General features: G+C 57.8%; 24 protein-coding genes and 1 tRNA gene. 11 read left to right on the forward strand and 14 right to left on the reverse strand.

The genetic code is table 11. The annotated features are described in order from the left end of the window. From tssI to KGB14_RS16910, 4 genes are all read left to right on the forward strand, one after another. Positions 1–1,496: type VI secretion system tip protein TssI/VgrG (tssI, locus tag KGB14_RS16895; protein WP_223487902.1), on the forward strand; the 1,496-nt coding region annotated here is incomplete at its 5' end. 4 nt (positions 1,497–1,500) lie between these two features. Further along, a complete protein-coding gene (locus KGB14_RS16900; protein WP_263294658.1) occupies positions 1,501–2,223 on the forward strand; it encodes a DUF4123 domain-containing protein in 723 nt (240 codons plus the stop codon). Continuing rightward, on the forward strand, positions 2,223–7,097 hold the full coding sequence (locus KGB14_RS16905) for an RHS repeat-associated core domain-containing protein (protein WP_223487904.1): 4,875 nt from the start codon (positions 2,223–2,225) through the stop codon (positions 7,095–7,097). Before KGB14_RS16900 ends, KGB14_RS16905 begins: the two co-directional genes overlap by 1 nt. Before the next feature lie 2 nt (positions 7,098–7,099). Next, complete coding sequence (locus KGB14_RS16910; RefSeq protein ID WP_095131298.1) at positions 7,100–7,321, forward strand: hypothetical protein; 222 nt, start codon at positions 7,100–7,102, stop codon at positions 7,319–7,321. A gap of 108 nt (positions 7,322–7,429) precedes the next feature. Here the strand turns inward: KGB14_RS16910 and KGB14_RS16915 are convergent, their stop codons facing one another. Beyond that, complete coding sequence (locus KGB14_RS16915) at positions 7,430–8,590, reverse strand: IS30 family transposase (RefSeq protein ID WP_223487905.1); 1,161 nt, start codon at positions 8,588–8,590, stop codon at positions 7,430–7,432. Positions 8,591–8,843: 253 nt separating this feature from the next. Between KGB14_RS16915 and KGB14_RS16920 the strand changes: the two genes are divergently transcribed. Further along, the gene (locus KGB14_RS16920; protein WP_263294657.1) at positions 8,844–9,503 is read left to right on the forward strand and encodes a tyrosine-type recombinase/integrase; all 660 of its coding nucleotides are present in this window, start codon (positions 8,844–8,846) and stop codon (positions 9,501–9,503) included. Between the two features lie 111 nt (positions 9,504–9,614). Here the strand turns inward: KGB14_RS16920 and KGB14_RS16925 are convergent. The 5 genes from KGB14_RS16925 to dapA all read right to left on the reverse strand — a co-directional run bounded on the left by KGB14_RS16925 (position 9,615) and on the right by dapA (position 13,304). After that, positions 9,615–9,704 (reverse strand) — tRNA-Ser (locus KGB14_RS16925). Between the two features lie 83 nt (positions 9,705–9,787). Further along, the gene (gene purC, locus KGB14_RS16930; protein ID WP_095630959.1) at positions 9,788–10,501 is read right to left on the reverse strand and encodes a phosphoribosylaminoimidazolesuccinocarboxamide synthase; all 714 of its coding nucleotides are present in this window, start codon (positions 10,499–10,501) and stop codon (positions 9,788–9,790) included. A gap of 28 nt (positions 10,502–10,529) precedes the next feature. Beyond that, positions 10,530–11,288, reverse strand: coding sequence for an MBL fold metallo-hydrolase (locus KGB14_RS16935; RefSeq protein ID WP_223487906.1), 759 nt, complete (start codon positions 11,286–11,288; stop codon positions 10,530–10,532). Between the two features lie 4 nt (positions 11,289–11,292). After that, positions 11,293–12,408, reverse strand: coding sequence for an outer membrane protein assembly factor BamC (bamC, locus tag KGB14_RS16940; RefSeq protein WP_223487907.1), 1,116 nt, complete (start codon positions 12,406–12,408; stop codon positions 11,293–11,295). Positions 12,409–12,425: 17 nt separating this feature from the next. After that, positions 12,426–13,304 (reverse strand): 4-hydroxy-tetrahydrodipicolinate synthase, encoded by an 879-nt coding sequence (dapA, locus tag KGB14_RS16945; RefSeq protein ID WP_007898664.1) that lies wholly within the window; start codon positions 13,302–13,304, stop codon positions 12,426–12,428. A 326-nt stretch (positions 13,305–13,630) separates the two neighbouring features. Between dapA and KGB14_RS16950 the strand changes: the two genes are divergently transcribed. Both KGB14_RS16950 and KGB14_RS16955 read left to right on the forward strand, forming a co-directional pair. Continuing rightward, entirely contained in the window at positions 13,631–14,191 is a 561-nt protein-coding gene (locus KGB14_RS16950; protein ID WP_008034925.1) for a glycine cleavage system protein R, read from the forward strand. A 10-nt stretch (positions 14,192–14,201) separates the two neighbouring features. Then, the gene (locus KGB14_RS16955; protein WP_223487908.1) at positions 14,202–14,675 is read left to right on the forward strand and encodes a peroxiredoxin; all 474 of its coding nucleotides are present in this window, start codon (positions 14,202–14,204) and stop codon (positions 14,673–14,675) included. 97 nt (positions 14,676–14,772) lie between these two features. On the opposite strand, the gene KGB14_RS16960 is transcribed toward KGB14_RS16955, so the two are convergent. Together KGB14_RS16960 and KGB14_RS16965 are read right to left on the reverse strand one after the other, a co-directional pair. Beyond that, positions 14,773–15,843, reverse strand: coding sequence for an AI-2E family transporter (locus tag KGB14_RS16960; RefSeq protein WP_223487909.1), 1,071 nt, complete (start codon positions 15,841–15,843; stop codon positions 14,773–14,775). 31 nt (positions 15,844–15,874) lie between these two features. Further along, positions 15,875–16,114 (reverse strand): sulfurtransferase TusA family protein, encoded by a 240-nt coding sequence (locus KGB14_RS16965; protein ID WP_095630963.1) that lies wholly within the window; start codon positions 16,112–16,114, stop codon positions 15,875–15,877. 98 nt (positions 16,115–16,212) lie between these two features. On the opposite strand from KGB14_RS16965, the gene KGB14_RS16970 reads away from it, so the two are divergent. After that, positions 16,213–17,646: a M48 family metalloprotease gene (locus KGB14_RS16970; RefSeq protein ID WP_223487910.1), complete on the forward strand. Its 1,434-nt coding sequence runs from the start codon at positions 16,213–16,215 to the stop codon at positions 17,644–17,646. A 77-nt stretch (positions 17,647–17,723) separates the two neighbouring features. On the opposite strand, the gene KGB14_RS16975 is transcribed toward KGB14_RS16970, so the two are convergent. From KGB14_RS16975 to rpoE, 4 genes are all read right to left on the reverse strand, one after another. After that, positions 17,724–19,151, reverse strand: coding sequence for a DegQ family serine endoprotease (locus KGB14_RS16975; RefSeq protein WP_223487911.1), 1,428 nt, complete (start codon positions 19,149–19,151; stop codon positions 17,724–17,726). A 248-nt stretch (positions 19,152–19,399) separates the two neighbouring features. After that, positions 19,400–20,362: a MucB/RseB C-terminal domain-containing protein gene (locus tag KGB14_RS16980; protein ID WP_223487912.1), complete on the reverse strand. Its 963-nt coding sequence runs from the start codon at positions 20,360–20,362 to the stop codon at positions 19,400–19,402. Between the two features lie 8 nt (positions 20,363–20,370). Then, the gene (locus tag KGB14_RS16985; RefSeq protein ID WP_223487913.1) at positions 20,371–20,958 is read right to left on the reverse strand and encodes a sigma-E factor negative regulatory protein; all 588 of its coding nucleotides are present in this window, start codon (positions 20,956–20,958) and stop codon (positions 20,371–20,373) included. A gap of 30 nt (positions 20,959–20,988) precedes the next feature. Continuing rightward, complete coding sequence (gene rpoE, locus KGB14_RS16990) at positions 20,989–21,570, reverse strand: RNA polymerase sigma factor RpoE (RefSeq protein ID WP_003172477.1); 582 nt, start codon at positions 21,568–21,570, stop codon at positions 20,989–20,991. Positions 21,571–22,127: 557 nt separating this feature from the next. Here rpoE and nadB point away from each other — a divergent pair. Continuing rightward, entirely contained in the window at positions 22,128–23,744 is a 1,617-nt protein-coding gene (gene nadB, locus KGB14_RS16995; protein WP_223487914.1) for an L-aspartate oxidase, read from the forward strand. On the opposite strand, the gene KGB14_RS17000 is transcribed toward nadB, so the two are convergent. Together KGB14_RS17000 and KGB14_RS17005 are read right to left on the reverse strand one after the other, a co-directional pair. Then, complete coding sequence (locus tag KGB14_RS17000) at positions 23,713–24,165, reverse strand: protein YgfX (protein WP_223487915.1); 453 nt, start codon at positions 24,163–24,165, stop codon at positions 23,713–23,715. The two genes, nadB and KGB14_RS17000, sit on opposite strands and share 32 nt — an antisense overlap. Then, positions 24,149–24,403, reverse strand: coding sequence for a succinate dehydrogenase assembly factor 2 (locus KGB14_RS17005; RefSeq protein WP_175376188.1), 255 nt, complete (start codon positions 24,401–24,403; stop codon positions 24,149–24,151). The genes KGB14_RS17000 and KGB14_RS17005 overlap by 17 nt, the downstream gene beginning before the upstream one ends. A 148-nt stretch (positions 24,404–24,551) precedes the next feature. Here KGB14_RS17005 and KGB14_RS17010 point away from each other — a divergent pair, with 148 nt between their 5' ends. After that, positions 24,552–25,493 (forward strand): YgfZ/GcvT domain-containing protein, encoded by a 942-nt coding sequence (locus KGB14_RS17010; RefSeq protein ID WP_223487916.1) that lies wholly within the window; start codon positions 24,552–24,554, stop codon positions 25,491–25,493. Between the two features lie 35 nt (positions 25,494–25,528). After that, positions 25,529–26,350, forward strand: coding sequence for an HDOD domain-containing protein (locus tag KGB14_RS17015; protein WP_223487917.1), 822 nt, complete (start codon positions 25,529–25,531; stop codon positions 26,348–26,350). Positions 26,351–26,376 lie beyond the last annotated feature (26 nt).

A 26,376-nucleotide genomic window follows, 5' to 3' on the forward strand; every position in this document is an offset into this window, starting at 1 on the left:
ATGACCAGACGGTGTTCCCGAAACTCGCGCCCGTGGCCTACCAGCAAGACTCCGGCATGGTCGCCAACGACCCGGTGATCAAGCGCTTCGACCTGCGCCTGGAAACCCGCACCAGCCGCACCACCCGCCGCGACTACGATTTCGAAAAACCGCGCCTGACCCTGGAAAGCGAAAACCGTGGCGGCGCCCTGCCCGACCTTGAAGACTACGACTACCCTGGCCGCTTCATCGACCGCGAACGCGGCAAGCACCTGGCCAAACGTGCCCTCGAGCGTCACCGCAGCGACTTCCAGCTGGCCGAAGGCAAAAGCGATCAGCCGTTGCTGGTCAGCGGCCACTTCCTGGCCCTGACCCAACACCCGAAAGCCAAATGGAACGACCTGTGGCTGCTGACCGAAATCCTTCACGAAGGCAAACAGCCGCAAGTGCTGGAAGAGTCGGTCACCAGCGACACGACTAACCTCAAGGACGACTTCCACCAGGGCTACCGCAACCGCTTCCAGGCCACCCCCTGGGACGTGCCGAACCGCCCGCCGCTGAACCACCCCAAACCACGGATCCTCGGCAGCCAGAGCGCCGTGGTCACCGGGCCCAAGGGTGAAGAGATCCACTGCGACCAATACGGCCGCGTCAAAGTGCAATTCCACTGGGACCGCATCGGTGCGGCCGACGACAAGACCAGCTGCTGGCTGCGCGTTTCCTCCGCCTGGGCCGGCGCCCATTACGGCGGCATCGCCATTCCGCGCATCGGCATGGAAGTGCTGGTCAGCTTCCTTGAAGGCGACCCCGACCAACCGCTGATCAGCGGCTGCCTGTACCACAAGGAAAACGTCGTCCCGTACGCCCTGCCGGCGAACAAGACCCGCAGCACCTTCAAAACCCTGAGCTCTCCGGGCGGCGGCGGTTACAACGAACTGCGCATCGAAGACAAAAAGGGCCAGGAACAGATCTTCCTGCACGCCCAGCGCGACTGGGACGAAAACGTCGAGCACGACCAGAAAATCCGCGTCGGCAACGAACGCCACGACACCGTCGAGCAAAACAGCTACAGCGAATTCAAGGCCGAAGAACACCACACCGTCTACGCCGACCGCAAAGTCGAAACCCGCGCCAACGACCACCTGACCGTGGGCGTGAACCAGCACATCAAGGTCGGCACCGGCCAGTTCATCGAGGCCGGCCAGGAAATCCACCTGAGCAGCGGCATGAAAGTCGTACTCGAAGCCGGCAGCGAACTCACCCTCAAGGGCGGCGGCAGCTTCATCAAGATCGACGCCAGCGGCGTCACCCTGAGCGGCCCGGCGATCAACATGAACTCCGGCGGCAGCCCGGGCAGCGGCACCGGCGCGGCACCGCTGATGCCCGGGGCGTTGAAGCAGGCGGATGCGGATAAGGCTGGCGCGGTGTTGACCCCGGCGCAGATTAATACGCTGAAGCGCAACGCGCCGTTCTGTGAAGAGTGCGAGAAGTGCAAGGCAGGTGCTTGTGCGATCTGATCTGATGATTCCACAGGCGTGGCTGGCTGAACGGCCGTTGCAGACGGGTGAGCGGTTGTACTTGATCGTTAGCGCGGCCAGCGATGCCGAGCCACTCAAGGCCTTCTACCAGCAAGACATGGCGCCGGAATTGATCCCGATCTGGAGCGGCACGCCTTACGCCGATTGGCAGGCCGTCATGCCCTACCTCGCCGAGCTGAAGCCCAATGCCGGTTTTCTGCAGTGGATCGCCGAGACCGACGCTCAGGACTGGGGCTGGTTGGCGGTGTCCACCAGCACACCGGACGTGGTGTTCGAGCACCTGCGCAGCCTGACTCAGGTGCGCATGCCCGATGGGACCGAAGTGTTTTTCCGGTTCTGGGACGGGCGGCATATTTACCCGATTCTGGCAGGACTCGGCGATGCCGCCGGTGAAGTGCTGCCGGTGTTTGATCGGTACCTGATCAATGGGAAGAGCCTGGAAGTGGGGCCGAGGGCCGTGCCACCGGTGAAGGACTGGCCGTGGTGGGAGGTGCCGAAGGATTTGCTGGATGGATTGACCAAAGAAAATCCAACGACACTGATTGGCAATCTCATGCAATGGCTGGAAGAAGAACGTCCCGACATTTACACCACCTGGCCCGAAAACAACCTGAAGCTGAAAGTCACCCGTTTCGTGCGCCGGCCGGATGCTCCGAAAAATCTTAAAGAAGCACTGTTAAACCACCTGATTCTGGAGCAAGGCTGATGGATCGCGTTGCCACTATCGAAGCACAACTGGACTCCTTCAAAAACAGCCTGAAGTTGTACCGTGAAGAAACCAAGAGCTGGTACGCGCAGCTTGCTGACAAGGCCAGCCGAGCCGCAGACATGCCCTCCCTTCTCGGCATGGAACGCGTGATTAAGGCTGGCGACTCAAGCAAATCAGTCAGCATGACTGATGGTGATTTTTCATACGTCGCGAAGTGCCCGCTTGTAGGTCCGCTGCTGATTGAAAGCAAATTCGAATCGCTTTTCGACATTCCTATCGGCGAGATCAAGGTCGACATCATTGCAGTTGATGGAGGCGCCAAGTCGACGATTACCCTGGATAAACAAGGTAAAGGCAGCTTTCAGGGAGAGCCCGGGAAAGCTTACAAAATCCACGTCCACGATCAGGTGACGCCAGCGCAGATCGACGCCCTTTTCAAATCCTACGACGGCTTAGCTGCCGATCTGGAAGGGTTCCTGCGCAAGGAATGGGCAGGTTTTAAACCACAATGGTCGAATCAAAGTGCTTCAGCCAAAGCGATGGCGATTGGGAGCGGCATTCTCGAAGGCGGATGGGAAGCCATCAAGGGCGTCTGGGATGGCATCTCAAAAGCGCTGGACATCCTTCAAAACCCTAAACAGTTCGCAGAGGATTTGGGTGCCGGTGCCGAGGAACTGATCAAGCTGGCCAAAGAAGCGCCAGACGTCATGAAACAGGCCATGTTGCTCGCGAGCGATGAGGCGGCACTGTTTTTGATGGTGCACTGCGCGTCAATCTGGGTTGCAGGATTACCGCCTACACAAGCGGCGGGCCAAGCGGCGAAGATGACATCGGCCGCCGTCATCGGAATTCTCATCGACATCGTGATTTCAGTCGTGCTGACCGTCGCGGCTGAAGGTGCCGGGCTGTTTTACCTTGCCGCGCGTTTAGCTAAATACGGCCAGATCATCGTCAAGGCTGTTACCGGATTTGTGAAGTCGTTGTTCAACATCATCAAAGGCTTCATGGGCTACGTAGGAAAATACGTTGCTGTTGCCGCTCGCGGTGTGGCGACTCGGGTAGAAAAAGGAATCGCGCAGCTACGATTTGATGGCAAACGTAATGCGACTGTTGAACACGGAAAACGTCCTGACGATGCGTCGAAACAATCAAAGACCCCCGACGACAAAAGCGCGGCGCCCGCACAAGACACCTGCACTAACGGCTGCCCGGTCTCGATGGTCACGGGTGAAGAGTTACTGACCCTTACCGATGGCCAGCTCGATGGCCTGCTGCCTTTTGAATGGACGCGTTTGTACCGCACCAGCGCGGTCGAGATCGACAACCGTCTTGGATATGGCTGGAGCCATGCTCTTTCCCATCGCCTGGATCTGGATGATGAAGGGGTGCTGTGGACGGATAACGAGAACCGAAAAACTCGCTTTCCGATGCCGACACAGCAGCGCCCCGCCATCACCAACAGCCTGTCAAAAGCTGCCATCTATCTGGGTTCCACTCCCGGAGAACTCATCCTGACGCAGGCAGGACAAAGTCCGCGCTTTTACCATTTCCGTGCGGGCCGCTTGATCACCATCAGCGACGCGTACGACAACCAGTTGCTGTTGAGCTACGACTTTGTTGACCGTATCCAGCGTATCGACAACGGCGCCGGTCGCTCCTTGCTCATCCGTTACGAAGATCGTCATATCGTCGCTGTGGATTATCAGCAGCGTCGCGCCGAATACACGGATCAGGGTGAACGACAGGAACCTTGGGTCACCGTACAAACGTTGGTGACCTATCGGTACAACCGACAAGGCGAACTGGTCAGTGCCACCAACGCTGTCGGTGAGACTGAGCAGTACCGTTACAACGACCAACACGTCATTTTAGAGCGGCAGCTGGCCGGCGGCGCGAGCTTCTTTTGGGAGTGGGAAAACGAAGGTAAATCTTCACGCAGCGTCCATCACTGGGCCAGTTTTTCGCAGATGGACTCGCATTACGCTTGGGACGATGCCGGCAAAGTCACCGTTACGAACGCGGATGGCAGCGAGCAAATTTATGTGCATGACGAAAATGCGCGACTCATCAGTGAGACCGCTGCAGACGGCGCCGAAACACAAAAGGTCTATGACGACAAAGGTCGTCTGATCGAAGAGAAGGATCCTCTCGGCGCAATCACTGAATACCGTTACAACGACGCCGGTATGCTTGCCGCTGTTATTCCTCCTGAAGATGCGCCGACATTCTACGAATATCGACATGGTTTTGTGAGTGAGATTCATCGCGGCAAAGCGAGGTGGAAATACCAGCGAAATAGCCAAGGCGATATCACCCGCCAGACCGATCCTGACGGCAACGAAACACACTACAGCTACGATGCCCAAGGTCGTGTGCTGGAGATCGTTCATCCAGACGGCGGACGGCATCAGCTCGCCTGGAATGGACTGGGTCAGTTGCTCGAAGAAGCACTGCCTGATGGGGGGCGGCGTAAATACCGCTACGACGCACTGGGTCGTCAGATCACCCGCCAAGACGAACACGGCACCATCACCCAATACCAATGGGATGCGGCTGGCCACTTGACGCAGACTACGCAGCCTGGCGGCGCGACCCGCACTTACACCTATAACGCCTACGGCCAGGTTACAGCCGAACGCGATGAACTGGGCCGTGTCACCCGCTACGAATACGCCGACAACCTGCAACTTGTCAGCCGCCGCATCAACCCAGACGGCAGTGAGCTGCGCTATCGCTACGACAACTCACGCCTGCTGCTGACTCAGATCGAAAACGAGCGCGGCGAACATTATCAGCTCGACTACTACTCAAACGGGTTGATACAGCAGGAAACGGGATTCGATGGTCGGCGTACTGCCTACGAATATGACCTGAACGGCAATCTGCTGAAAAAAACCGAGTGCGGCGACGACGGTAGCGAACTGGTCACTGAATACCAGCGCGACTCCGCTGGTCGCTTACTCGTGAAGACGTTGGCTGAAGGTGAAGAAATTCACTACAGCTATGACGCTCTCGGGCGTTTGGTCAACGTCGATGACGGCCACTGGCCGCTGGCCTACGAATACGACACCCAAGATCGGCTGATCACCGAACATCAGGGCTGGGGCACACTGCGCTACGAGTACGACAGCGTCGGCCAACTCAAGCATTGCCGTCTACCTGACGGTAGCAAGCTCGACTATCGCCGATTGCCCGGCGGCAATCTCAGCAGCATTGAGCTCAACGGTTCTCGCCTCACATCTCACCAGTTCAAAGCTGGTCGTGAACAGCAGCGCCAGCAGGGCTTACTGTTGAGTCAGTATCAATACGACGATCAGGGTCGCCTGCAGGCCCATAGCATCAGCCAACGCGATAGCGTCCTGCTCCAACGCCGATATAACTACGACGTGGCTGGCAATCTTACAGGCATTAATGACAGCCTTAAAGGTGCCCGTAATTTTCACTACGATCCGCTCGATCGCCTGATCAGCGTTCGGGGAGCTACCCCAGAAAGCTTCGCGCACGATCCAGCCGGCAATCTGCTAGGCCAGAACCACGAAGGCACCGCCAACTTTGCCAACGTCAAAGGCAACCGCCTGCTGATGCAGGGTGACCGCCACTACGACTACGACGCCTACGGAAATTTGATTCGCGAGCGCCGAGGTACCGGACAGAAACTCATCACTGAGTACCGCTATGACTGCCAGCATCGCTTGGTAGGCGTCAGCCTACCGGGCGGTTGTATCGCGACATACAAGTACGACGCATTCGGTCGACGCATCGAGAAGACGGTCGATGGACATACGACCCAATTCCTCTGGCAAGGCGAACGTCTGGTCGTAGAAAGTGGTGACAATCGGTATCGCACCTATGTCTATGAGCCGGACAGCTTCCGGCCGTTGGCGATGCTCGACGGCGAAGGCCCGCTGAAAGCCATGCCGTTCTACTACCAGCTCGATCATTTGGGCACACCGCAGGAGCTCACTGATTTCAGCGGTGCGATCATGTGGTCGGCCAAGTATCGAGCCTATGGCAACCTGGCTGTATTGGATGTCGCGGAGGTCGATAACCCGCTGCGTTTTCAAGGCCAGTATTTCGATGCGGAGACGGGACTTCATTACAACCGCCATCGCTTCTACAGCCCTAGTACAGGTCGGTTTCTGACCCCTGACCCAGTTAAGCTTGCGGGCGGCTTAAATAACTACCAGTACGCCCCCAATCCTACTGGGTGGGTAGACCCGCTTGGCCTGATGTTTAGAGCGATTACCAGGGCCGCGTCCGGTGTCGCCAAAAAGACACCACTGAAACCCTCTGCGAACTGCCCCAAGCCTGGGGCGGCATCGTCTCCAAACACCACCCCTACCCTCGCAGACTCCAGCGTAAAGACTGGAGACGTCACTCCACCGGCAGTCATCGAGTCGAAGCCTGACTTCTATGTCGGACCATCCGGGCCGGACTCGACTTTGCCTGCGACGGGTTACCGATACATGGGCTACAAGAATGCTGATGGAACCGTAAACACTCACGCACAGAACACGATCAATACTCAGGAAGCTCGACTGTCGTATTTTGGTTTTGAAAAATTCGAGACTGGAGACGCCGCGACGGAAGCTTTCCAAGTACGAGCACCGAAGCACGTTACCGCCGCTGACCCGGAGCCAGCGTGGAGCGATGGGCGTCTGCGTTTGAAGTTCGACACGCTGCAACTCTACAAAGACGGCATGCCTAACGCTACAGTGCCGAAGGAGCTTGGTGGTAAAGGTCCGAACCTGGAGCCATTCACCAAAGCGTATCCTGAATACGGTACGGGTGGTGCGCAGCAACTCATCCCAAAACCGGGTAATCCCACTGTAATCAAAGTGGATGAAGTCACAATTTTGCCGGAGAAGTAACAGTGCTAACCGATCTAGAGGCGCGCGTAGCGCTCAAAGAATTAATCGAAAAATACCTCAAGGGAAGAGATCCCGATTACGACCGTTTGATCGAAATCGTTCAAGATCCTTCGCGGCAAGTACCGATCAGAGGTGTGCTTGAGGACATTCGACGGTACAACAAGGTCCAGTACACGCAACAAGAACTTGAGCTGATCGATGACCTTTTATACATGTATGGGTAACTCGCTTACACGTTAGCACCCGAGCTTGTCCTTTCGGCGCCAATTTTCTCCGGTTGCTATCTGGTCAGGCTCGGCGAGAGAACGGGGTGTCTGCTATTGGTTGTGGATTCAACCGGTCGACGCAACAGATTGGCTAAATCGTTCAGCGGGCGTTTCGTAGTTTAGTGTTTTCCGAGGACGGCTATTTAGCTGCCTTGCCACTTCATTGAGCGTCGCTTGCGAGTGATCCGCAAGGTCAGTCCCTTTCGGGAAGTACTGCCTCAACAGCCCGTTGGTGTTCTCATTCGATCCCCGTTGCCAGGGACGATGAGGATCGCAGAAGTAGACCTTGATGTCGGTAGCCACCGTAAAGCGCTTATGGTCAGCCATCTCTTTGCCGCGATCCCACGTCAGCGATTTGTAGAGTTCCTGGGGTAGCTCGCGGGCGTTTTCGATCAGGGCGCTGATGACCGTCTCGCTATCCTTACCGACCAACTTCACCAGCATTACGTAACGGGTATGACGCTCCACAAGAGTGGCAATCTGGCTGTTCCTGCTACCGCACAGCAGGTCCCCCTCCCATTGACCTGGCACCGCCCGATCTTTAACCGTAGCCGGGCGTTCGCGGATCGATACCGCGTCTGTGATTCGACCGTGATTTTCTTTCTTCTGCGTGTGATGGCGCGAGCGCCGCATGGCCCGCGTCCGCCGTAAATGCTCAAGCAACTCCTTCTTCAGAGCCCCGCGAGCTTGTATGAAGAGGGTGCGATAGATCGTCTCGTGTGACACCTGATAGCTCGTATCGTCCGGGTAGGTACGCTTCAGCCAACCTGCAATTTGTTCCGGTGACCACTGCAATTGAAGCTTGTCTGCAACAATTTGCGCCACCGCTCGGTTCTCAACAAGTTTGCAGACCTTAGGTCGATGGGCGCGATCCCAGGCAGCCTGATCAGCTCGATTAGCCCGGTAGCATCCTTGGCCACCGTTGCGTCTGATCTCACGACTGATCGTAGAGGCCGCTCGCCCTAGCTGCGCGGCTATGGAACGGATCGAGTTACCTGCCACCACTGCACGCGAAATCTCTTCGCGTTCAGCCAACGTCAGCGCCAACCTGGACCTGTGGCGTACAGCGGGTCTGATCCCTCCTGTCTCGGCCAAGATGCGCTGTATCGATGAGTGGTTTCGTTCAAATAGTTGGGCGATGTGCTGGAGAGAGTCGCCTTTTTGCCAGTGATCCCACATCAGCTTTTTCTGGCTTTCGGTGTAATAGATCCGAGGTCTCTGCTTCATCTGCAACACTCCTTCTGCTTACACAGAATTTAGTTGTGTTGCGTCGACCCGTTGAATCCACAACCCTGAGCTGCCTTACAGCTTTCCCAAAAGCGACATTGAGCTGTTTCAAGCGCAACTGCTTAAACAACACCTAGCCCCCAAGACCGTAAACGATATCTTCACTGTGGTAGGCGGGGTTTGGGCCGACGCTTTCGGCGACGGAATCCTAAAGACCAATCCACTGGACAGGATTAGCAACGTTGAATCGGATTTGGACCTGGAGCATGCCGACCCCTTCAGCCGAGACGAAATCGAGCTGATTGGCAAAGCCGATCCAACACGTCTGCCTGATTCCAGGATGATCATGTTCAACTGCTGGGTCGGACTTTCCCTGTCCGAGATCATTGCGCTTGCCGTGGAGGATGTCGACATAGATGCCGGTATCGTGCACGTACGCCGGGCATTAGTGGTTGGTGAATTCAAGGTACCCAAAGAACGCTCCAGGGTGCGCTCAGTGGAACTTATCGACCCCGCGCTTGAGCTGATGCGAGAGATTGTCGCTGCGGCCATAGAGGCACCCACCGTTGAGATCAAAGTGATCCAGCGCGACAACATCACCTCAAAAAGCCAGAAGGTCAGGTTTCTTTTCCGAAGCTCCACCAGCGGCTTGCTCTGGAACAGCAGAACATTGAGCAACTGGTTCACCGCGCATCTGAAAAAGGCAGAAGTCCGACACAGAGGTGCCAACCAATGCCGTCACACATTCGCCAGCCAGATGCTCTCGAGCTATGTCCCAGTTGAATGGGTGGCACGACAACTTGGGCATGCAGATACAACGATGGTGAGAAAACACTGCGGTAAATGGATACCTAAGGATACCAAGAGCATGGCGGGTATCGTGTCGAAAATGCTGGGGTTTAGAGCGGACTAGAGCGGCATGCAGGGCACGATTTATGCCCTAAAAATGCCCTAAATAATATGACAGAAACGAAAAAGCCCCTGAAATCTTTAACCATTTCAGGGGCTTAGTCTTATTCAATAATGGCGGAGAGATAGGGATTCGAACCCTAGGTACCGGTGAAGGTACAACGGATTTCGAATCCGTCCCATTCGGCCACTCTGGCATCTCTCCAACGGCGCGCATCATAACAACACTTTTGCCGGAAGCGAACCCCCTAAGCGAAATTTTTCCGTGCTATCAGATGCTTGCGTCGATTACAGCGGTACGCCCAGACGATTGGCGACTTCTTCGTAGGCTTCGATAACGTCACCGAGGCCCTGACGGAAGCGGTCCTTGTCCATTTTCTTGCCGGTGGCCTTGTCCCACAGACGGCAGCCGTCCGGGCTGAATTCGTCGCCCAGGACGATGGTACCGTCGGAGAAAACGCCGAACTCAAGTTTGAAGTCGACCAGCAGCAGGCCCGCGTCGTCGAACAGTTTGCTCAGGACTTCGTTGACCTTGAGCGACAGTTCTTTCATGCGAACCAGTTGCTCGGCGGTGCCCCAACCGAATGCCACGACATGGGATTCGTTGATGAACGGGTCGCCCTTGGCGTCGTCCTTCAGGAACAGTTCGAAGGTGTAAGGGTTGAGCTTCATGCCCTCTTCCACGCCCAGACGCTTGACCAGGCTGCCAGCGGCGTAGTTACGCACGACGCACTCGACCGGGATCATGTCGAGCTTCTTCACCAGGCATTCGTTGTCGCCCAGCAGTTTGTCGAATTGAGTCGGCACGCCGGCTGCTTCGAGTTTCTGCATGATGAAGGCGTTGAACTTGTTGTTCACCATGCCTTTGCGGTCGAGCTGCTCGATGCGCTTGCCGTCGAACGCCGAAGTGTCGTTGCGAAACAGCAGGATCAAGCGGTCAGCGTCGTCGGTCTTGTAAACCGATTTGGCTTTGCCGCGGTAGAGTTCTTCACGTTTTTCCATGATGGGCTCCGCTTGCTAAGTAGGTGGGCTAGGCGATGTGTCGCCAGTCGAGCCCTGAATCTTGATCGGCCAGTTGCAGCCAGTCCGGGTCGCACCCGAGGGTGTCGACAAAACATTGCCGGGCCAGCTGCGGCAGGTTGTTCTTGCTGCTCAGATGGGCCAGGACCAGGTGTTGCAGGCCTTGCCAGCCCAACTCGGCCACCAGGAATGCCGCCTGATGGTTGTTCAAATGTCCCAATTCACCGCCCACCCGCTGCTTGAGAAAGTACGGGTAGTGACCACGAGCCAGCATGTCACGGCAATGGTTGGACTCGATCATCAAGGCATCGAGGTCCCGATAGCCGTCCAGTACCGTGTTGCAATACGAGCCCAGGTCGGTCAACAGGCCGAAACGCCGCTGACCATCGCTGAAGACATATTGCGTCGGCTCCTGTGCATCATGGGCCACGGCAATGACACCGATGCTCAGATTGCCGATTTGCAGTTGCTCGCCGCCAGCCAGAAAGCCTGCGGGTTCAATCGGTTTGCGCATCCCGCGCAGGGTCCCGCGACTGAGGTAGACAGGCAGATTGTAACGCCGAGACAGCAAACCCACGCCATGCACATGGTCGGCATGTTCGTGGGTCACAAGTATCGCGCTCAGCTGTGCAGGGTTCACACCCAGTCGCAGCAGGCGTTTTTCGGTTTCCCGCAGGGAGAAACCACAATCCACCAATACATACGTGTCATCGCTGGCTATCAGCGTGCCGTTCCCTTGGCTACCGCTGCCGAGAACGGCAAAACGCATGTGATCAGCCCAGGTTGTCCTGAATCACGCTCAACACTTTACGCGCCACGTCTGCTGGCGCCACGGTGTTGATGTTTTTCTCGACGGTAACTTGTACGTTCTCGCCAACCTTGCTCAGGCGAACCTGATAGCGTTCGGCGCGGGCTTCAATTTCTTCCTTCTTCGGCGTGCTGCCGAACAGGCTGCTGAAGAAACCTGGCTTCTCGTCTTTCTTCTCGGCTTTTTCGGCGAGGTTGATGTAGTACAGACCCAGGCTGCGGTTGATGTCTTCAACACGCCATTCGCCCTGTTCCAGCGCACGACCGACGCTCGACCAGGCACGGTCCAGGTCGGAACCGACGTTGAGCACCGGGTTACCGCTACCATCTTCGGTCAGGCTGACACGACTTGGTGTATCGAAATCACGGGACGCCAGCATGGAGACCGAACCGCCCTTTTCCGAGGAACGGCTCATGCTCGCGAGCATGTCGTCGACCAGCGCAGCGTCCAGGCCAGTGTTGACCGAACGATTGGTGAAATCCACGTTGGCGGTGCTACCGGCAGGACGCTCGGCGCTGACCACATAGACTTCACTGGTGTTGCGCTGCACGCCTGGCTCGATACGTACCCGCACGCGGGTTTCGCTGTCGGCGCCGACACCGGCCGCGCTCAGGCGCTTGGCCATTGCCGCGGACAGTTCGTCGGAATGCTGCCAGGTGGTGGTGAATTCGCCGGTTTGCGGGCGTTGTTCGTCCAGACGGAAACCATTGTCCTGGAAGAACTGCACGGCCACTGGCCAGACTTCGGCCGGCGGGTTCTGAGCCAGGATCGAACGCGAGTCGCCGCTCTTCTGCAGGGAATAGGCGCTAGCGTCAGCCGCTGCCGACAAAGGCTGCGGACGAGGCACGACGTATTCGCCCTTGGCGGTGTCGTCGGCCACGTTGCGCGGGATCGGCAACAGCGGATCCAGACGCTTGGAGGTGCTGACCTGCGGCGGCAATTGCATCGGTGCAGTCTGTTGCGCTTCCAGGTAATCGCTACCACGGTCACGGAAATAACCTTCCGGGCCCCAGATCCATCCGCAGCCACTGGTGCTGGAGATAATCAAGGCAAGTGCGGAAAGTCCGGCCATTCGCTTCATGCGTAGTACTTCCTCAATTAAACCAGGACGCCGGACTGGCGCATGGCCTGCCGCAGCGGTTCGTGACAGGCAGCGCTGAGCCAGGTGAGCGGCAGACGGATACCGTCCGGCATCAAGCCCATTTCATGCAATGCCCATTTCACGGGGATAGGGTTGGATTCGATAAACAGGGTTTTATTGAGCGGCATCAGCTTTTCGTGGATCGCCCGGGCTTTGACGGCATCGCCAGCCATGGCCGCGGCGCACAACTCGCTCATCGCGCGCGGTGCGACGTTGGCGGTCACCGAAATATTGCCCTTGCCGCCGAGCAGCATCAACTCGACTGCGGTCGCGTCGTCACCGGAATAAACCAGGAAGTCGCTGCTCACGCCAGCCAGGATGTCCTTGGCGCGCTGCAGGTCGCCCGTGGCTTCCTTGATGCCGATGATGTTCTTCACGGTCGACAGGCGGATCACCGTCTCGGCCTGCATGTCGCATGCGGTACGGCCCGGCACGTTGTAGAGAATCTGCGGGATGTCGACGGCTTCGGCGATTGCCTTGAAGTGCTGGTACAGGCCTTCTTGCGTCGGCTTGTTGTAGTAAGGGGTTACCAGCAGGCACGCGTCGGCGCCAGCGTTCTTCGCGTTGGTCGTCAGTTCGATCGCTTCGCGCGTCGAATTGGCGCCCGTACCGGCGATCACCGGAATACGCCCTGCAACCTGGGCAACCACGCGACGAATCACTTCGATGTGCTCGTTCACGTCAAGCGTGGCCGACTCACCGGTAGTGCCGACTGCCACGATGGCGTTGGTGCCCTCTTGCAGGTGGAAGTCGACCAGTTTGCTCAGGCTGTCCCAGTCGAGACGACCCTGTGCATCCATAGGTGTGACCAGTGCCACCATACTGCCCGCAATCATGCAACCGCTCCTGCCGGAAAAAGAGAGCGGTAATGGTACTGGCGCCAAGATGCTTGTACAAGCGAAGTACTGCGCTGCTGCCATTCCCCTTGGCGCCGCTTTTCGCTACCCTTCAGACTTTGATCGGTACTGATAAGCTCGTACGCCGGGTTCCAGCCTCCATTTTCGGCATCACAAGCCCCGATCCAGCGTTGCCACCCCTCGCTCTCGCCACTCAGGAGCACGTTGCAACCTTCGGCCGGGTTTTCTGAATTCGCATCCGCAGGCTCGTCCCGGTAAAAAAAGCCCATAAAGGTATCGACCGCTCATCGCTTTAGGAATGCTGCATGTCCACCCCCACAGTTCGCGAACAATTCCTTGTCATCAGTGCCCTCGGCGCCAACCCCATGGAGCTGACTAACGTCCTGTGCCGCGCCAGCCATGAAAACCGCTGCGCCGTGGTCACTTCTCGCCTGACGCGTCATGGCGAATGCAGTGCGCTGATCCTCGAGATCTCCGGCAGCTGGGACGCCCTGGCGCGCCTGGAAGGCAGCCTGCCGAGCCTCGCCAAGAAGCACGCATTCACCGTCAACGTGGTGCGCAGCGCGGCCCTGGAGAATCGTCCCCAGGCCCTGCCGTATGTCGCCTACGTCAGCTCAGCCTATCGCTCGGACATCATCAACGAACTGTGCCAGTTTTTCATGGACCACAACGTCGAGCTGGAAAACCTGACCTGCGACACCTATCAGGCCCCACAAACCGGCGGCACCATGCTCAATGCCACGTTTACCGTGACGTTGCCGGCCGGTGTGCAGATCAGCTGGCTGCGCGATCAGTTCCTGGATTTCGCCGATGCGCTGAACCTGGATGCCCTGATCGAACCGTGGCGCCCACAAAACCCAATGTAAGGAAACTTTCATGGCCGTTGCCATCGACCAACCGGTTGCCGACTTCGAAGCCCCCGCCACCAGCGGGCAGACCGTCAGCCTCGCGAGCCTCAAAGGCAAGCAAGTGGTGATTTACTTCTATCCCAAGGACAGCACACCGGGTTGCACCACGCAGGGTCAGGGTTTTCGTGATCAGCTTGACGCCTTTAAGGCCGCCAATACCGAAGTTTTCGGCGTGTCTCGCGACAGCCTGAAATCCCACGAAAACTTCAAGGCCAAGCAGGCGTTCACCTTCGAACTGATCAGCGACAAGGAAGAAGCGCTCTGCCAGCTGTTCGACGTGATCAAGTTGAAGAAGCTGTATGGCAAGGAATATATGGGCGTCGATCGCAGCACTTTCCTGATCGATAAAGAAGGTGTGCTGCGTCAGGAATGGCGTGGCGTGAAGGTACCGGGGCATGTGGATGCGGTTTTGGCTGCAGCTCAGGCGCTGAACAAGGTCTGATACCAAAAAAGATCGCAGCCTTCGGCAGCTCCTACGCCGATCGAGGTGCCTCTGTAGGAGCTGCCGCAGGCTGCGATCTTTTTGCATCTCCACCGATTTAAAGCAGTGGCGCCACTATCGGCTCCTTGCGCGGCCAGGCATCCAGCACAGCCTTGAACAGGGTTGCCAGCGGAATCGCAAAGAACACCCCCCAAAACCCCCACAACCCGCCAAACAGCAGCACCGCGCAGATGATCGCCACCGGGTGCAGGTTGACCGCTTCCGAGAACAGCAGCGGCACCAGCACGTTGCCGTCCAGCGTCTGGATGATCCCGTAGACCGCCATCAAGTAAATGAACTGATCGCTCCAGCCCCATTGGAACAGCGCAATCAGCAGCACCGGCACGGTCACCACCACCGCCCCGACGTAGGGCACCACCACCGACACCCCCACCAGCAACGCCAGCAATGCCGCGTAATTGAGCCCCAGCGCGACGAACGCGATGTAAGTCACGCCACCGCAAATGAAAATCTCGATGACCTTGCCGCGAATGTAATTGGCGATCTGCCGGTTCATTTCCTGGGCGACCCGGGTGATCAGCGCCCGCTCGCGCGGCAGATAACCGCGCACCCACTGGCCGATCATCTCCCGGTCCTTGAGAAAGAAGAACACCAGGATCGGCACCAGCACCAGGTAGATCATGATGTTCACCAGCAGTGGCAGACTCGACAGCGAGAACGTCAGCGCCCATTGGCCGAACTTGCCGATCTCGCCCCGGGCCACTTCAATGGCTTGCAGCACTTGCTCGTCCGACACCAGATGCGGATAGCGCTCGGGCAGCAACAACAACAGCGACTGCCACTTGGCCAGCATGCCGGGCAATTCGTTGAATAGCGTGATCAGCTGATGCCATAGCAGCGGTACCACTATGATGATAAATACCAGCAACAAGCCCATGAACAACGCGAAGACCAACCCCACCGCCACGCCACCGGGCACACGAAGGCGCTCGAGGGTTACCACCAGCCCCTGCATCAGGTACGCCAGCACCATGCCGGCCAATACTGGCGCGAGCATTCCACCCAGGGTAAGCACAGCGGTAAATGCCAGAAACAACAGCACCGCCAGCACCACGGCTTCTTCATCCGAGAAATAGCGCTGAATCCAGTCGCGTAACACTTTGAACATCAATAATCCTTAGAAACGAACGCAGCAGGTTTCAGGCTTTTTTCAACCAATAGCGGTAAACACCCGCCTCATCTTCTTCACGAAGCAGCGTATGACCGGCCAATCGGGCAAAGGTGCGAAAGTCGCGCTGGGAACCCGCATCGGTGGCGATCACCTTGAGCACCGCGCCGCTGGCCAGTCGATTGAGTTCCAGCTTGGCCTTGAGCAACGGCAATGGACAATTCAGGCCGCTTGCATCCAGTTCCACGTCGTGGGTTACAGCGTCAGTCATCGAATTACTCCGGGGCAAGGGGTTGAGCGACTTAGAATATCTGGTCCCAAGCGTAGTGTCCGGCTACAGTAAGGTCTTTGTCGACTAAGGCTTTGTGCATGACTTTTTTGCGCCCTACCCTGCTGACGCTCGCTTGCCTGCTTGCCTCACCGGGCTTTGCCGACGACCTGCCGTCACTCGGCGACGCCAGTTCTGCCATCGTCTCGCCGCAACAGGAACATCAATTGGGCCGTGCATGGCTGGCGCTGTTGCGCAGCCAGGTGTCGCAACTCAACGATCCGCAACTCAAGGATTACGTCGAATCCAGCGTCTATCGGCTGGTAGAGACCAGCCAGGTCAATGACCGGCGCCTGGAGTTCATCCTGATCAATAGCCCGCAGCTCAACGCCTTTGCCGCGCCGGGCGGGATCGTCGGCGTTAACGGCGGCTTGTTCCTCAATGCCCAGACCGAAGGCGAATATGCCTCAGTACTGGCCCACGAACTGGCTCACTTGTCGCAGCGTCACTTTGCCCGCGGTGTCGAAGCGTCTCAACGCATGCAAGTGCCCATGATGGCCGCCCTGCTGGCCGGCATCGTGATTGCCGCGGCTGGCGCCGGTGATGCCGGCATCGCGGCCATTGCGGGCACTCAGGCGGCGGCGATCCAGGAACAACGACGTTTCTCTCGCCAGAACGAACAGGAAGCCGACCGTATCGGCATCATGAATCTGGAAAAGGCCGGTTACGATCCGCGCTCGATGCCGACCATGTTCGAACGCCTGATGCGCCAGTATCGCTTCGATGCCAAACCACCGGAATTCCTGCTGACTCACCCGGTGACCGAATCGCGGATCGCCGATACCCGCAACCGCGCCGAACAGGCCAAACCGGGCGGTATCGAAGACAGCATGCGCTATCAACTGATTCGCGCCCGCGTCCAGCTGATTTACGAAGAAACTCCGGGGCTGGGCGCCAAACGCTTTCGTGCCCAACTCGATGAAAACCCGAAAAATGAGGTCGCACGTTATGGCTTGGCGATCGCCCAGATCAAGGGCGGTCAGCTGAATGAGGCTCGCGAGAACCTCAAGTTGCTGCTGGCCACATCGCCGAACGAGATCATCTACAACCTGGCGCAGGTCGATCTGGACATCACCAATAATCGTCTGCCCGATGCTCAATCACGGGTCGACCGGATGCTCACCCAGTATCCCGGCAACTATCCATTGAATCAGGTGCGGGTCGACCTGCTGCTCAAGCAGAATCGAGCGGGTGATGCGGAAAAAGCGCTGGAGAACCTGCTCAAGACTCGTCCTGATGATCCAGACGTCTGGTACATGGTGGCCGAAACTCGCGGCCTGTCGGGCAACATCATCGGCCTGCACCAGGCTCGCGCGGAATACTTTGCGCTGGTCGGCGACTACCGTCAGGCGATCCAGCAACTGGACTTCGCCAAGCGCAAGGCTGGCAGCAATTTCCCGCTGTCATCGCGGATCGATGCACGACAACGTGAGTTGATGGAGCAAGAACGCATGATCAAGGACATGATGGGCTGATTGCTTCAGAAACAAAAATTTCAGCCACAAAAAAACCGCCTCTTTCGAGGCGGTTTTTTATTCAGCCGACAACCGGATTATTCAGCCAGTTTGAAGGTGATGAAGCTGGCGCGACCTTGACGCAGAACCCGCATCGACACCGAGCGATTCTTCGGCAGTGCCTTGGCAATATCCGTGAACTCCTTGCTGGAACCGATTGCCTGGTTGTTCAGGTGAGTAATCACGTCGCCTGGCTGGAGACCGATCAGCGCAGCAGGACCGTCCTGAACTTCCTTGATAACCACGCCGCCTTTGAGGTCGTAGGCTTTCTTCTGTTCATCAGTCAGCTCGGCCACGGAAACACCCAGGCGATTGCTGCTGCGCTCGGCGCTGGCTTTGGACTGTGCCGCCAGCTCCTTGCCTTCTTCAGGGATGGCGCCGACGGTCAGCTCGACATTCTTGCGCTTGCCTTCGCGGATCACCTCCAGATTGGCTTTCGAGCCAGCCTTCAGCGCGCCCACCAAGTGCGGCAGATCGGCAGACATGACGATCGGTTGACCGTTCATGCTGAGAATCACATCGCCCACTTGCAGGCCACCCTTGGCAGCCGGACCGTCATCCTGGATCTGAGCCACCAGCGCACCGGCCGGCTTCTCGAGACCGAACGACTCGGCCAGATCCTTGCTCACTTCCTGGATCACCACACCCAACCAGCCACGGCTGACTTTACCGCCGTTTTTCAGCTGATTGGACACGTCCATTGCCACATCGATAGGGATTGCGAACGACACGCCCATGAAGCCACCGGAGCGGGTGTAGATCTGCGAGTTGATGCCGACCACCTCACCCGCAAGGTTGAACAACGGACCGCCGGAGTTGCCCGGATTGATCGGCACGTCGGTCTGGATGAACGGCACATAGTTTTCGTTCGGCAGGCTGCGACCGATGGCACTGACGATGCCTTGAGTCACGGTATGGTCGAAACCGAACGGCGAACCGATGGCCACGACCCACTGACCGGCTTTCAGGTCTTGCGATTTGCCCAGCTTCAGAACCGGCAGGTCTTTGCCTTCGATTTTCAGCAAGGCTACGTCGGAACGCGGATCGGTACCGACCAGCTTGGCCTTCAATTCACTGCGATCGGCGAGACGCACGAGAATCTCGTCGGCATCGGCGATCACATGGTTGTTGGTCAGGATGTAGCCGTCAGACGAAATGATAAAGCCCGAGCCCAGGGACTGGGCTTCACGCTGGCGATCACCACGAGGCGTGCGCGGCTGCGGCATGCCACGTTCGAAGAACTCGCGCAGCATGGGCGGCAAGCCTTCAAGATCAGGCATTTGCTCGTCGGACACTTTGCGGTCTGGCAGCTTCTGCGTGGTACTGATGTTTACCACCGCAGGCGAGGCCTGCTCGACCAGCTGTGTGAAGTCAGGCAACTCGACCGCTTGCGCAGCGACCGCCTGACCGAGCACCAGCACGGTGGCAAAAATGGAAAGATACGATTTCAAGCGTGGTATCGACATACGGCTCCCGTTACGACGAGCATGGTTAAGCGATATGGAGCAAGGAACACCGGGAACGATACGCCGGTATTTTTGTTCCGGGAACAACAAACAAGGCCAGAGCCGAGGGACTTTGACCTATAAAAAATTTTCGGTTTTTTTGCAAATGAAAATGCTCGGCAAAACATTTCGAGGCATCAACGGCAGGGCAGCCATTGCCGACCTCCCCGCATCATCCAGACCTCGATTGGTGAGCATGGCTGATCAGCTCATTGCTTGCTGGTAGCCGCGGCATCGTTGCGCATGGACAGCGCAATCCGTTCGGCGGTGCCGATAGGAATTTCACCGACCACGGTCACCATCATCTCGCCTTGCGGGGTAGTCAGGCGTCGGGAGACGGCAACTGTTGGCCCCAGCTGGGTGCGAGTGTCGGTGACCGTTGCGCCATTCAACGGTTCAAGGAACACCGAGAATCGGGCCAGACCGTCGTCAAACATCAGACTGCTGACCTGGACTTTGGTCTCCGGGTCCTTGTGAGAAGTACTGCTGACCAGCTCGAAGCCTGGCGGTAACCAGTCCGAATGCCAGACTTGCGCAGTTTTGACAGCAGAAGCCTTATCGCTGTCGAGGGTGATGGGTTTGCAATCAGAACCTGCCTGCAAATCACTGTCGGAAAGCGCATCGGCTGTATCCAGACGGGTGAACTGGAACCGCTCCAGCAATTGCCCTTTGTCATTGAGTAGCAATGACTTCAACGGCAGGCCGGTTTCCTTGTCCAGATGCAGCTCAAAACCGTAGCGGTGCTGATCGCGAGGCGTCAACGACACAATCACTGCCGCACGCCCGGCCACACGCGACTTGCCGATGACGGCAAGGTCATACCAATTCTTCAGCTTTTGTGGATCGAGTGCACGAGCGGTGGAGTTGGGTGAATCCCCCAGCCCTGCTATCAGGTTGCCACTGACGCATTGAGTATGCCCATCAATGCGCACGACTTCCTGTGCCGAGCCGTCGAGCTGGAGTAAACGCTCGCGGACTTTGCCATCCTGGACGCGGTGCCAGATGTTATGGGTAGAAAAACTACCGTTACGCTCGTAGACGAAAGTACCGTGAAAGCTCTGCGTTTGCTCGGCCTGTCCCAGACGCTTCAGCCAGTCCTGGGCTTCATCGGCGTGGGCTGGAACAACAAACCAGCCACTGAGCAGAAGCGTAAGTAGAGGTATGGCGCGCATGATCCTCCTTAACGGTTTTCCAGGCTTGCTGCACGAGCGTAAGGCAGAGCGCTCTCAGTACCTTTCAGTGCAGCCTGTTGAGCATGTTGGCGCAAGTAACCTGGCAAACGCTGATCGTGCCAGCCTGGTTGACCTTGCAACACGCCGTTGGCCATAGGGCCAGTGGCATCCGAACTCTCATTGTAGCCTGCCAATACAGCGGGGCCCTTGACCTGAGGAGCGGCCAGACCCGGTTGACTGGATTGCTGAGCCAGTTCGACACCAGCGATCTCGTCCTGGTTGTAGAGACGAACACCTGCCAGTACGGCAATGGTCACCGAAGCGGCGACTGCCAGACGACCCAGGCTGCGCCATGGACCGCGGGAGGCTTTTGCCGGTACGGCTTCGTCAGCCAGCGCAGCAGAAACTGCCGCAGCGATGTCCAGACGAGGAAGCAGCAGGTCCTTGTGCATGACTGCCCGAGCGATCTGGTAACGAGCCCAGGTTTCACGGGTTTCAACATCGTCGAAGGCATTCAACACCCGACGCAATTCCAGTTCGTCCGCTTCGTTATCCATCACTGCGGACAGCGATTCCTGCAGGGCTTCACGACTCATGGCGTTCCTCTCTTGGCTATCGCCGCTGTCTCAGTTTTCCTGCAACAACGGCTGCAGGGCTTTATCGATGGCCTCCCGAGCGCGGAAAATCCGGGAGCGCACGGTACCCACCGGACACTGCATGACGCTGGCAATGTCCTCGTAACTCAGACCATCGAATTCACGTAAAGTTAAAGCCGTACGCAAATCTTCTGGCAGTTGCTGAATGGTTCGATGGACGGTGCCTTCGATCTCATCCCGCAGCAATGCACGTTCTGGCGACTCGAGATCCTTGAGGCCATGATCGCCGTCGTAGAACTCTGCATCCTCGGAACTGACATCGCTATCCGGCGGCCGGCGGCCGCGTGAAACCAGATAGTTTTTCGCCGTGTTGATGGCGATGCGGTAAAGCCACGTATAAAACGCGCTGTCTCCGCGAAAATTGCCAAGTGCACGGTACGCCTTGATAAAGGCTTCTTGTGCGACATCCTGGGCTTCATGGGTGTCGTGCACGAAACGCACGATCAACCCGAGAATTTTGTGCTGGTATTTCAGCACTAGCAGATCGAAAGCTCGCTTGTCGCCGCGTTGAACGCGCTCGACCAGCTGCTGATCCTCTTCCTGGGTTAGCATGAACACTCCTCGATAAGCTCGGAGGAGACTTGCATAACTGAACGATCAGGCTTGCAAACATAGACTCGGGCTTTTCGCAAAAGTTCTCCCCCTCCAAGCAAGTTTCCTGCGCGCTCTGATTTGGCACGCACGAAAAGCGCAGCGCGGAATAACCCGGCTGCGCGAATAATCTTGTCATCGGATTCGTCGACAAGGACCAAACCACAAATCCCGCACCGAAGCCGATACTGTCCTTTGTTTTCAGGCACCGTCTATTGATCTTGAGCCTTTGGCAAAAGTTCCATATTTATAGATGCCCGGCACCGGCATTGTGCAACCGTGAAGAGAAAAATACTGTTAAATCCACGATACAGTCGCCTTCTTGCCTTGGCAGGCAAAATAACATCCGACGAAGTGTCCAGTCTTTTCTGCCCCGGTAGTCTCACAATGCCATGTGAGCCCGGCTATTGTGCCGCTCCCCCCCTCTATATACTAGTGGGCTGTGTGGCTGTCTTGACTCGCCAATCCAGCTGTCTTGCGCCAACCCCGACCCGGGTCGCTATGAGCGGAATCCTGAAATGAGCCAACAGTTCCAACACGATGTTCTGGTAATTGGCAGCGGTGCTGCCGGCTTGAGCCTTGCGCTGACCTTGCCCGGTCATTTGCGTATTGCCGTATTGAGCAAAGGTGACCTCGCCAATGGCTCGACTTTCTGGGCCCAGGGCGGTGTCGCTGCCGTTCTGGATGATGCCGATACTGTCCAATCCCACGTCGACGACACCCTCAATGCTGGCGGTGGCCTATGCCATGAGGATGCTGTGCGCTTTACCGTCGAGCACAGCAAAGAGGCGATTCAATGGCTGATCGACCAAGGCGTACCTTTTACCCGTGATGAACAGTCCGGCACCGAAGACGGTGGTTTCGAGTTTCATCTGACGCGTGAAGGCGGTCACAGCCATCGCCGCATCATCCACGCAGCCGATGCGACGGGCGCAGCGATCTTCAGAACCCTGCTCGACCAGGCCAGGCAGCGACCCAACATCGAACTCCTGGAACAGCGGGTCGCGATCGACCTGATCACTGAAAAGCGCCTGGGCCTTGAGGGCGACCGTTGCCTCGGCGCCTATGTGCTCAACCGCGGCACCGGTGAAGTCGACACCTACGGCGCGCGCTTTGTAATCCTCGCCTCGGGCGGCGCGGCAAAGGTCTACCTCTATACCAGCAACCCAGACGGCGCTTGCGGTGATGGCATCGCCATGGCCTGGCGTTCGGGCTGCCGGGTGGCGAACCTGGAGTTCAACCAGTTCCATCCCACCTGCCTTTATCACCCGCAAGCCAAGAGCTTTCTGATCACCGAAGCCCTGCGCGGCGAAGGCGCCCACCTGAAGCTGCCCAACGGTGAACGCTTCATGCAGCGCTTTGACCCACGGGCCGAACTGGCACCACGGGACATCGTCGCCCGTGCCATCGACCATGAGATGAAGCGTTTGGGTATCGATTGCGTCTACCTGGACATCAGCCACAAGTCCGAAGACTTCATCAAGACACATTTCCCAACGGTCTATGAACGCTGCCTGGAATTCTCCATCGACATCACCAGACAACCGATCCCGGTGGTGCCGGCGGCGCACTACACCTGTGGTGGCGTGATGGTCGATCAGCGGGGGCGCACCGATGTGCCGGGGCTGTATGCGATTGGCGAAACCAGCTTCACCGGGCTGCATGGCGCCAACCGCATGGCCAGCAACTCGCTGCTGGAATGTTTCGTTTACGCCCGTTCGGCAGCGGCGGACATTCTTGAGCAGTTGCCACAGGTTTCGATTCCGATCGCCCTGCCCGAATGGGATGCAAGCCAGGTCACCGATTCTGACGAAGACGTGATCATTGCGCACAACTGGGACGAACTGCGGCGATTCATGTGGGACTACGTGGGCATCGTGCGCACCAACAAGCGTCTGCAACGAGCCCAGCACCGAGTGCAGTTGTTGCTGGACGAAATCGACGAGTTCTATAGCAACTATAAAGTGAGCCGAGACTTGATCGAGCTGAGGAACCTGGCTCAGGTAGCAGACCTGATGATCCGGTCGGCCATGGAGCGCAAGGAAAGTCGCGGGCTGCATTACACCCTCGACTATCCGAATATGCTGCCGGTCGCTCTGGATACTATTCTGGTGCCGCCCACCTACGCCGACTGAACTTGAGCCGAACCCGCAGGCGCCGGTGCACATCCGCCGCCTGCGAATCCCGCGGCACGCAGATAGCCCTGGCACATCGCTCTCCCCTCAGACGAAAACGCAGCACCACCACCAGCGGCAACGCCAGGCTGTCCGGTCGTAGCTGCACGGGTTGCCAGCCCTGCGCCTCACTCCACAACTGCCAGCCATCGGCATCGCGACGCAAGCCGCGAAAGGCTTGTGCGTGTGTCAGCAAAATCTGTCGCGGCAACGCCCAGACGCCATGAGCCAGACAGCAAAAAGCGCCGAGCAAACTGGCCCAGAGCGGTATAGAGAGAAGAAGCAGCGAACCCAGCGCGAACAGCTGGGCCAAAAGATAGGCCGCCAGCAATTGCCGTGAGGCATGCCAGCGGCATTCGAACGCGTTACTTGGGCTGGACACGATCCAGGATCATGCGAACCATGCGCTGAAGCTCCGGATCTTCCGATTCGGTGCGCTCCATGAACCAGCCGAACATGTCTTGATCCTCGCATTCGAGCAGCCTGACGTAGCATGCGCGATCAACCTCGTTGAGGTGCGGGTAAACCTCTTTCACAAACGGCACCAGCAGCACGTCAAGCTCAAGCATGCCGCGGCGGCTGTGCCAGTAGAGGCGATTCAGTTCAACATCTTCGACCATGGAGCGCTCCTCAAATAGGCCGCAAGTATACAGCCCCAGGCTCGCTCGAACAGTCGGCTTTGGTCGCCCCCGACGATCCTTTGTGAACTACCCATTTCACGGGCGCCCCCTTATGATGTCCCTCGGACTCTTTACCCTGCGATGACCCATGGCCGATTCTGCTTTTTTCTGCACCCTGTCTCACGAAGGCGTTCTCGCGGTACGCGGCGCGGATGCCAGCAAATTCCTGCAAGGCCAATTGACTTGCAACCTCAATTACCTGAGCGACACCCAGGCCAGCCTTGGCGCGCGCTGCACGCAGAAAGGCCGGATGCAGTCGAGTTTCCGCATTCTGCTGGAAGGCGACGGAGTGTTGATGGCGATGGCCAGCGAACTGCTGGAGCCGCAACTGGCGGACCTGAAAAAGTACGCGGTGTTCTCCAAGTCGAAACTGACCGATGAAAGTACCAGCTGGGTTCGCTTTGGCCTCGAGCATGGCGATGCGGCACTGGCCAGTCTGGGCCTGGAGCTGCCGGCAGAAACCGACAGCGTTGTGCGCAATGACGGCCTGATCGCCCTTCGCGTCTCGCCTGAGCGCGCGGAACTCTGGGTTCGCGCCGACCAGGCCGACACCATCAAGGGCAAACTGTCCGCCCTGTTGGCCGAAGGCGATCTGAATCAATGGCTGCTGGGCCAGATCCGCGCCGGGATCGGTCAAGTCATGCCGAGCACCCGCGAGCTGTTCATCCCGCAGATGCTCAATCTGCAAGCCGTTGGTGGCGTGAGCTTCAAGAAGGGTTGCTATACCGGCCAGGAAATCGTCGCGCGCATGCAATACCTGGGCAAACTCAAGCGCCGTCTGTATCGCCTGCAGCTGGACACCAGCGAATTACCGGAGCCCGGCACCCAACTGTTCTCCCCGACCCACGGCAGTTCGATCGGTGAAGTGGTGCTGGCCGCCCGCGCCGGGCAAAACATTGAACTCCTGGCCGTGCTACAAGCCGAAGCTGCAGAAGATGGCAACCTGCACCTTGGCGCACCAGAAGGTCCGGGCCTGCATCTGCTCGACCTGCCTTACCAACTGGACCGTGATCGCGAAATCCAGCGTTAACAGCAGTACTTGTCGCAAGACCCTAGAGAAAAGAAATGAGCGAGCTGGCGGATAAGGTCCAACAGGATTTGGTTGAGGCCATCGATAACGATGACCTGGTTCTGCCAACGTTACCGGAAGTGGCCCTGCAGATTCGCAAGGCCGCCGAAGACCCGGAAATCAGTGTCAGTACCCTGAGCAAAGTGATTGGCCGCGATACGGCGCTGTCGGCGCGACTGATCAAAGTGGTCAATAGTCCATTGCTGCGCGCGACCCAGGAAGTGACTGATCTGCACACGGCCATCACCCGGCTGGGCGTCAATTACAGCAGCAACCTGGCCATCGGCCTGGTGATGGAACAGATCTTCAATGCCCGTTCCGAAGTGGTGGAACAGAAAATGCGCGAGGTCTGGCGCAAAAGCCTGGAAATCGCCGGCGTCAGTTACGCGTTGTGCCGCAGTTATACGCAACTCAAGCCTGATCAGGCTGCGCTCGGCGGGCTCGTGCATCAGATTGGTGTGCTGCCGATCCTGACTTATGCCGAAGATCACTATGAATTGCTGTCCGATCCGGTCAGCCTCAACCATGTGATCGACCGCATTCATCCACTGCTTGGCGATAAATTGCTCCGGGTCTGGGAGTTTCCGGAAATGCTGGTGCAACTGCCGGGTTTGTACCTGGATTTCAATCGGCAATCGGAACGGGTCGATTATGTCGATCTGGTGCAAGTGGCCAGCCTGTACTGCCACAAGGACACCGATCATCCACTGGCCCGTATCGATTTACCCAGCGTGCCAGCCTTCAAGAAACTGGGGATCGATCTGGATAACGAGGCGATGTGCAAGGATCTGGAAGAGTCGCGGTCGATGTTTTACTGATTTCTGTGGCGAGGGAGCAGGCTCCC

This window comes from Pseudomonas sp. A-RE-19 (assembly GCF_019956555.1).
In the GTDB taxonomy this organism is placed as follows: Bacteria; Pseudomonadota; Gammaproteobacteria; order Pseudomonadales; family Pseudomonadaceae; genus Aquipseudomonas.

Excerpts from the sequence above, each read along its gene's own strand:
- KGB14_RS16900 (WP_263294658.1), top strand. The coding sequence starts at position 1,501 with ATGATTCCACAGGCGTGGCTGGCTGAACGGCCGTTGCAGACGGGTGAG.
- KGB14_RS16905 (WP_223487904.1), top strand. The coding sequence starts at position 2,223 with ATGGATCGCGTTGCCACTATCGAAGCACAACTGGACTCCTTCAAAAAC.
- KGB14_RS16915 (WP_223487905.1), bottom strand. The coding sequence starts at position 8,590 with ATGAAGCAGAGACCTCGGATCTATTACACCGAAAGCCAGAAAAAGCTG.
- purC (WP_095630959.1), bottom strand. The coding sequence starts at position 10,501 with ATGGAAAAACGTGAAGAACTCTACCGCGGCAAAGCCAAATCGGTTTAC.
- KGB14_RS16935 (WP_223487906.1), bottom strand. The coding sequence starts at position 11,288 with ATGCGTTTTGCCGTTCTCGGCAGCGGTAGCCAAGGGAACGGCACGCTG.
- bamC (WP_223487907.1), bottom strand. The coding sequence starts at position 12,408 with ATGAAGCGAATGGCCGGACTTTCCGCACTTGCCTTGATTATCTCCAGC.
- dapA (WP_007898664.1), bottom strand. The coding sequence starts at position 13,304 with ATGATTGCGGGCAGTATGGTGGCACTGGTCACACCTATGGATGCACAG.
- KGB14_RS16950 (WP_008034925.1), top strand. The coding sequence starts at position 13,631 with ATGTCCACCCCCACAGTTCGCGAACAATTCCTTGTCATCAGTGCCCTC.
- KGB14_RS16955 (WP_223487908.1), top strand. The coding sequence starts at position 14,202 with ATGGCCGTTGCCATCGACCAACCGGTTGCCGACTTCGAAGCCCCCGCC.
- KGB14_RS16960 (WP_223487909.1), bottom strand. The coding sequence starts at position 15,843 with ATGTTCAAAGTGTTACGCGACTGGATTCAGCGCTATTTCTCGGATGAA.
- KGB14_RS16965 (WP_095630963.1), bottom strand. The coding sequence starts at position 16,114 with ATGACTGACGCTGTAACCCACGACGTGGAACTGGATGCAAGCGGCCTG.
- KGB14_RS16970 (WP_223487910.1), top strand. The coding sequence starts at position 16,213 with ATGACTTTTTTGCGCCCTACCCTGCTGACGCTCGCTTGCCTGCTTGCC.
- KGB14_RS16975 (WP_223487911.1), bottom strand. The coding sequence starts at position 19,151 with ATGTCGATACCACGCTTGAAATCGTATCTTTCCATTTTTGCCACCGTG.
- KGB14_RS16980 (WP_223487912.1), bottom strand. The coding sequence starts at position 20,362 with ATGCGCGCCATACCTCTACTTACGCTTCTGCTCAGTGGCTGGTTTGTT.
- KGB14_RS16985 (WP_223487913.1), bottom strand. The coding sequence starts at position 20,958 with ATGAGTCGTGAAGCCCTGCAGGAATCGCTGTCCGCAGTGATGGATAAC.
- rpoE (WP_003172477.1), bottom strand. The coding sequence starts at position 21,570 with ATGCTAACCCAGGAAGAGGATCAGCAGCTGGTCGAGCGCGTTCAACGC.
- nadB (WP_223487914.1), top strand. The coding sequence starts at position 22,128 with ATGAGCCAACAGTTCCAACACGATGTTCTGGTAATTGGCAGCGGTGCT.
- KGB14_RS17005 (WP_175376188.1), bottom strand. The coding sequence starts at position 24,403 with ATGGTCGAAGATGTTGAACTGAATCGCCTCTACTGGCACAGCCGCCGC.
- KGB14_RS17010 (WP_223487916.1), top strand. The coding sequence starts at position 24,552 with ATGGCCGATTCTGCTTTTTTCTGCACCCTGTCTCACGAAGGCGTTCTC.
- KGB14_RS17015 (WP_223487917.1), top strand. The coding sequence starts at position 25,529 with ATGAGCGAGCTGGCGGATAAGGTCCAACAGGATTTGGTTGAGGCCATC.